Origin of the sequence: Kitasatospora sp. NPDC056531 (assembly GCF_042794375.1) — a bacterium.
Taxonomy (GTDB): Bacteria; Actinomycetota; Actinomycetes; order Streptomycetales; family Streptomycetaceae; genus Kitasatospora.
This window is the reverse complement of record NZ_JBHTTU010000013.1, coordinates 1-4,444: the sequence shown is the minus strand read 5'-3', so window position 1 is coordinate 4,444 and position 4,444 is coordinate 1. Positions and strand designations below refer to the sequence as shown.

The window sequence follows — 4,444 nt, the reverse complement described above, 5'->3', positions numbered from 1 at the left end:
GGAGAGGTGGGTGGGTGGAAATCCCAACACCCCTCTCTCCTTTTGGTGGGTGGGGGGCGTTCTCGTGGGGGGGGGGGGGGTCCCCCCCCCCCCCCCCCCCACCCCGCCCCCCCTCAGCCGCCGGAGCGGATCGGCTCGCCCGTCCGGTGCAGGTGGCCGAGGATCTCGCGGTACGAGCGGAGCAGGCCCGTCTCGTAGTACGGGATGCCCTTCTCCGCGCAGAACTCCCGGGTGATCCGGGCGGCCCGCCCGAGTGCGGGGGTGGGCATGCTGGGGAAGAGGTGGTGCTCCACCTGGTAGTTGAGGCCGCCCATCACCGAGTCGATGACCGGGCCGCCACGGACGTTGCGCGAGGTGAGCACCTGGCGGCGCAGGAAGTCGAGCCTCATCTCCGGGGTCACCATCAGCATGCCCTTGTGGTTCGGGGCGAAGACGCAGCCCAGGTAGACGCCCAGCAGCGCCTGGTGCACGGCGAGGAAGGCGACCGCCTTGCCAGGCGGCAGAGCGGCGAAGACGAGGCCGAGGTAGGCCACGAAGTGGACCACCAGCAGCGTGCCCTCCAGCAGCGGCCGCTTCATCACCGGGCTGCGCAGCGCGCGGAAGCTGTTGAAGCTGAGGTTGAGGCCCTCCAGTAGAAGCAGCGGGAAGAACAGGTACGCCTGCCGGCGGCCGATGAACCGGGCGAGTCCGCTCGCCTGCCGGGCCTGCCGCTGGGACCACACCACGAGGTCGGGCGAGACGTCCGGGTCCCGTTCCTCATGGTTCGGGTTGGCGTGGTGGCGGGTGTGCTTGTTCATCCACCAGCCGTAGCTCATGCCCATCAGCAGGTTGGCGGCGATCCGGCCGCCGATCTCGCTCGGCAGGCGCCGGTTGAACACCTGGCGGTGCGCCAGATCGTGCGAGAGCAGGCCGATCTGGGCGAAGACGACGGACATCGCCGCCGCCAGGCCCAGCTGCCACCAGGTGTCGCCGAGCACGAAGAGTGCCCACCAGCCGCCGAGGAACGCGGCGAGCACCAGGCCGGCGCGGACGGCGTAGTAGCCGGGGCGCCGGTCGAGCAGGCCCTCGGCGGCTATCCGACGGCTCAACCGGGCGAAGTCGCTGCCACCGCCCTCCGGCTGTGCGGCGAGGGCGGCCTCGGGAGCCTTGGTCATCGTCACGGACTGTGTGGGCATGCCCCGAGTCTGGTTCGACGGGCGGCTGCGAAGAACGGGGAAAGCACCCGTCCCGTACGGGTGCTAACCCCCGCACCAGGAAACGCGTCAGCAGGCCCGAGACGCCCCGGCCTCGCGGGACGGCGTGTCGGAGTCACGGTCTACGCTCCCCATCACCTACGAGTCCTAAGGAAGACCGGATGTCCTACGACGATGACGACGAATACGAGTACCTGCCCGCGCTGATCACGGCCCTGACCGATCCGTCCGAGGAGGAGTGGACCATCGACGGCTGGCGGATCGCGCGGCTCGGTCTGGTCCAGGGGTCCGCCGACTACGGCACGATCTACGACCCGCTGGGACCGGAGGCCACGGGCTTTCCGATGCGGCCCGGCGGCACGCCGGTCTACTTGGTCTCCCGCGAGGACGCACCCGATGACCCGGTTGCCGCTCTGGTGCACCCCGGCGACACCATCCCGGTTCGGACGGAGGACTGGGGTGACCGCGTGGCGACCCCCTCCGGTCTGGCCGTGCTGCACGCGGACCCCACCAACAACTGGATCGAACCGGCCGCCCAGATACTCAAGCGCGCCTGGGCCACACTGCACGCACGCGCCGCCGAGGGCGACGACTGGCTGCTGGAGAACTTCCGCGAGATGCTCCGGCGCGCCTCGGTGGACCCGACCGACTGGCCGGTGGAACCGGTCGAGGGCGACTTCGCGAACGAGTGGCTGATGATCCCGGACGAGGCCGGTACTGGCACCGTACTGGGCATCCTGGTCAGCCCGGACGGCTCCAGCACGACCGCGTGCCTGGACGCCGAGGGCAACACGGTGGCGGCCCTGCTCACCTTCGGCTTCTGACCCAACCGAGCAGACCCGGCATGATGGCCCCCTCCGCAGGAGGGGGCCACCCCACGGCCGTGGTCGCTCAGGCCATGGCGCCGCCCTGCCAGGCGGCGCGCTGGCGGAGGGAGATGCGGTTTCCGTCCGGGTCCACGGTCTCGATGCGGACGCCGAAGCCGTAGTCCTCCGGTTCGGGCTGCTCGAAGACCACGCCTCGCTCGCGCAGCACCTCGAAGTCCGCCCGCAGGTCGTCCGACTCGATGAGGAGCGGGCCGGGCGCGGCTGCGCCGGACTCGCGCCCGACGGGCTGTCCCGCGGCCGGGGCGTGCTGCCACAAACCGAGCTGATGACCCTGATGCGCGCCTCGACGGGCTTCCGCCGCCGCCTGCCGCTGGCCACCGCCCTCACCGACGAGGAGCTGGGCCGGCTGAGCGCCCCCGCGCTCTTCCTGCTCGGCGAGCGCAGCGCCATGAACGACGCCCGGACCGTCTCCGAGCGACTGCACCGGCTCGTCCCGCCCGCCCGGGTCGAGATCGTGCCCGACGCCGGGCACTCGCTGCCGACCGACGACCCGGCGGCCGTCACCGAGGAGATCCTCAGCATGGCTGCGCGGCAGGTCGGTTGAACCCCTCGGGGTCGCAGAACGGACTCAGGCCCGTCGCCGCCCCGGGAACGGGGGTTCGACGACGGGCCCGGGGCCCACGCTTTGGTCAGGCCGCCTGACGTCACGCCACCTGACGTCGCGCCGCCTGGCGGCGGACCGCCCAGACCGCTCCGCCGAGGACGAAGCCGTAGACGGACACCAGCCCGTGGCCGTTCTCCTGGGCGAACCACATCGCCAGACCCAGCGCCGGAACGCCGGCCGCCAGGGCGAGCTCCTTGGGCAGGCGGGTGCGGGTGAGGAAGGCGAGGGCGAGGGTGGCGCCGAGGAAGTAGGTGGCGCCGGAGCTGCCGGCGAAGTTGCGGGGGTCGGTGCTGGGGCCGTCACCGAAGCCGAGCAGGGTGTCGATCCGGCCGGGCAGCAGGATGCCGGCGAGGAAGAAGCCGAGGGTGAGCGGGCCGCCCCAGTACCACTGGGCGAGCGCGGCGACGGCGGCGAGGGTGACGAGGTTCCACAGGCCGCCGAAGAGGCCGCCGTTCTGCATGAAGACCGAGGTGAACTCGCGCCACCAGCCGGACTTGGCCGGGTCCGCGTCCAACGCGTCCATGGCGCCGGACCAGACCAGCTGGAGCAGGGCGCCGCCGACGGCGACCGCGGTCAGGGCGACCGCCGCCCACGGGACCGGCCGCCCGCGCAGGGTGTCGCGGCCGACCACGCCGAGCCCGCAGTTGACCATCATGACCATCAGCGCGGCCGTGGTCACGTTGAAGACGATCGCCCCCATGACTGCCACTCCCCCCGGTTGCGGCGTATTCCAACGCCGTTCGAAACCTGATGGCGCAAAACTACCACAGCTTTTCGAACAGTGTTGGAAAAAGTTGTACGGTGGCCGCATGAAGCTCACCAGGGACCGCATCGTCGACGCGGGCATGGCCGTATTCGCCGAGGTCGGCTACCAGAACCTGTCCATGCGCCAGGTCGCCGACCGCCTCGACGCCCACGCCGGCAGCCTCTACTACCACGTACGCGGCAAGGACGAACTGCTCGCCCTGATGGCCGACCGGGTCTGCCGCCGGGCCCACGACGCGGGCACCGAAGCCCTGGCGGCGCTCCCGCCCACCGCCACCTGGCAGGACCGCGTCGAGGCCCAGGCCACCGCCCTTCGCCTCGAAATCAAGCAGCACCCCGGCGGCGCCCAGCTCCTCGCCGAGAGCCCCGGCGCACTCAGCACCGGCGGCCTCTCCCTGATGGAACGCCTGCTGCGCACCCTCCTCGACGCCGGCCTGCCCCCCGCCCACTGCGGCATCGCCGCCGACACCCTGCTCAGCCACGTCACCGGCTTCGTGCTCCAGGAACAGAACCAGCCGACCGCCGCGCCCACCGTCACCGCCGAGCTCTACGCCGAACTGTGCGAGCGGTTCCCCCTGGTCATGAGCGAGTTGATCCCACGGCTGAGCCAGGACGAGAAGTTCGCGCGCAGCATCCGCCTGCTCTGCACGGGCTTCGAGGCACTCCGCTAGCCGGTGACTTCGCAGGTGGGGTTTTGGGTTTCCAGCCAGCGGGGTCGGGTTTCGTCGATGCTGAGGAGTTCGAGCAGGTGTGCTTGGACTCCTTGGCTGATCAGGATGGCCGGTGGGCTGGTGGCGGTGCCGGGGCGGAGCATGAGGCTTTCGAGGTGGTAGAGGATCATGCGTCCGGTGGGGCGGACCCGGCGGTTGTCCGGGTAGAGGCCGCTCATGGTCTGCTCGAGGCCCAGGGCCTGGCGGACCTGGCGTTCGATCAGGCAGAACACCAGCAGGGCCAGGCAGATGACGGTGATCAGGGCGGCGATGCGCCGGTTGTGT

Annotated in this window: 7 protein-coding genes; 3 read left to right on the top strand and 4 right to left on the bottom strand. The window is 71.1% G+C overall.

The window, feature by feature from the left end:
• Positions 1-113: 113 nt before the first annotated feature.
• Positions 114-1,154: a fatty acid desaturase family protein gene (locus ACFQ87_RS14860; protein ID WP_380611262.1), complete on the bottom strand. Its 1,041-nt coding sequence runs from the start codon at positions 1,152-1,154 to the stop codon at positions 114-116.
• Positions 1,155-1,354: 200 nt separating this feature from the next.
• Between ACFQ87_RS14860 and ACFQ87_RS14855 the strand changes: the two genes are divergently transcribed.
• Positions 1,355-2,017 carry a hypothetical protein gene (locus tag ACFQ87_RS14855; RefSeq protein WP_380611140.1) on the top strand — a complete coding sequence of 221 codons (663 nt, stop codon included), beginning with the start codon at positions 1,355-1,357 and terminating at the stop codon, positions 2,015-2,017.
• Positions 2,018-2,084: 67 nt separating this feature from the next.
• Here the strand turns inward: ACFQ87_RS14855 and ACFQ87_RS14850 are convergent, their stop codons facing one another.
• Positions 2,085-2,336 (bottom strand): VOC family protein, encoded by a 252-nt coding sequence (locus ACFQ87_RS14850; protein ID WP_380611139.1) that lies wholly within the window; start codon positions 2,334-2,336, stop codon positions 2,085-2,087.
• A gap of 9 nt (positions 2,337-2,345) precedes the next feature.
• Here ACFQ87_RS14850 and ACFQ87_RS14845 point away from each other — a divergent pair, with 9 nt between their 5' ends.
• Positions 2,346-2,624: an alpha/beta fold hydrolase gene (locus ACFQ87_RS14845; RefSeq protein WP_380611138.1), complete on the top strand. Its 279-nt coding sequence runs from the start codon at positions 2,346-2,348 to the stop codon at positions 2,622-2,624.
• Positions 2,625-2,724: 100 nt separating this feature from the next.
• On the opposite strand, the gene ACFQ87_RS14840 is transcribed toward ACFQ87_RS14845, so the two are convergent.
• Positions 2,725-3,384, bottom strand: coding sequence for a hypothetical protein (locus ACFQ87_RS14840; protein ID WP_380611137.1), 660 nt, complete (start codon positions 3,382-3,384; stop codon positions 2,725-2,727).
• Between the two features lie 109 nt (positions 3,385-3,493).
• Here ACFQ87_RS14840 and ACFQ87_RS14835 point away from each other — a divergent pair, with 109 nt between their 5' ends.
• Complete coding sequence (locus tag ACFQ87_RS14835) at positions 3,494-4,120, top strand: TetR/AcrR family transcriptional regulator (protein ID WP_380611136.1); 627 nt, start codon at positions 3,494-3,496, stop codon at positions 4,118-4,120.
• On the opposite strand, the gene ACFQ87_RS14830 is transcribed toward ACFQ87_RS14835, so the two are convergent.
• On the bottom strand, positions 4,117-4,444 hold a 328-nt coding region (locus tag ACFQ87_RS14830; protein ID WP_380611135.1), incomplete at its 5' end, for a hypothetical protein. The genes ACFQ87_RS14835 and ACFQ87_RS14830 overlap by 4 nt on opposite strands.

Coding starts and splice junctions, on each gene's coding strand:
- ACFQ87_RS14860 (WP_380611262.1), bottom strand. CDS start 1,154: ATGACCAAGGCTCCCGAGGCCGCCCTCGCCGCACAGCCGGAGGGCGGT.
- ACFQ87_RS14855 (WP_380611140.1), top strand. CDS start 1,355: ATGTCCTACGACGATGACGACGAATACGAGTACCTGCCCGCGCTGATC.
- ACFQ87_RS14845 (WP_380611138.1), top strand. CDS start 2,346: ATGACCCTGATGCGCGCCTCGACGGGCTTCCGCCGCCGCCTGCCGCTG.
- ACFQ87_RS14840 (WP_380611137.1), bottom strand. CDS start 3,384: ATGGGGGCGATCGTCTTCAACGTGACCACGGCCGCGCTGATGGTCATG.
- ACFQ87_RS14835 (WP_380611136.1), top strand. CDS start 3,494: ATGAAGCTCACCAGGGACCGCATCGTCGACGCGGGCATGGCCGTATTC.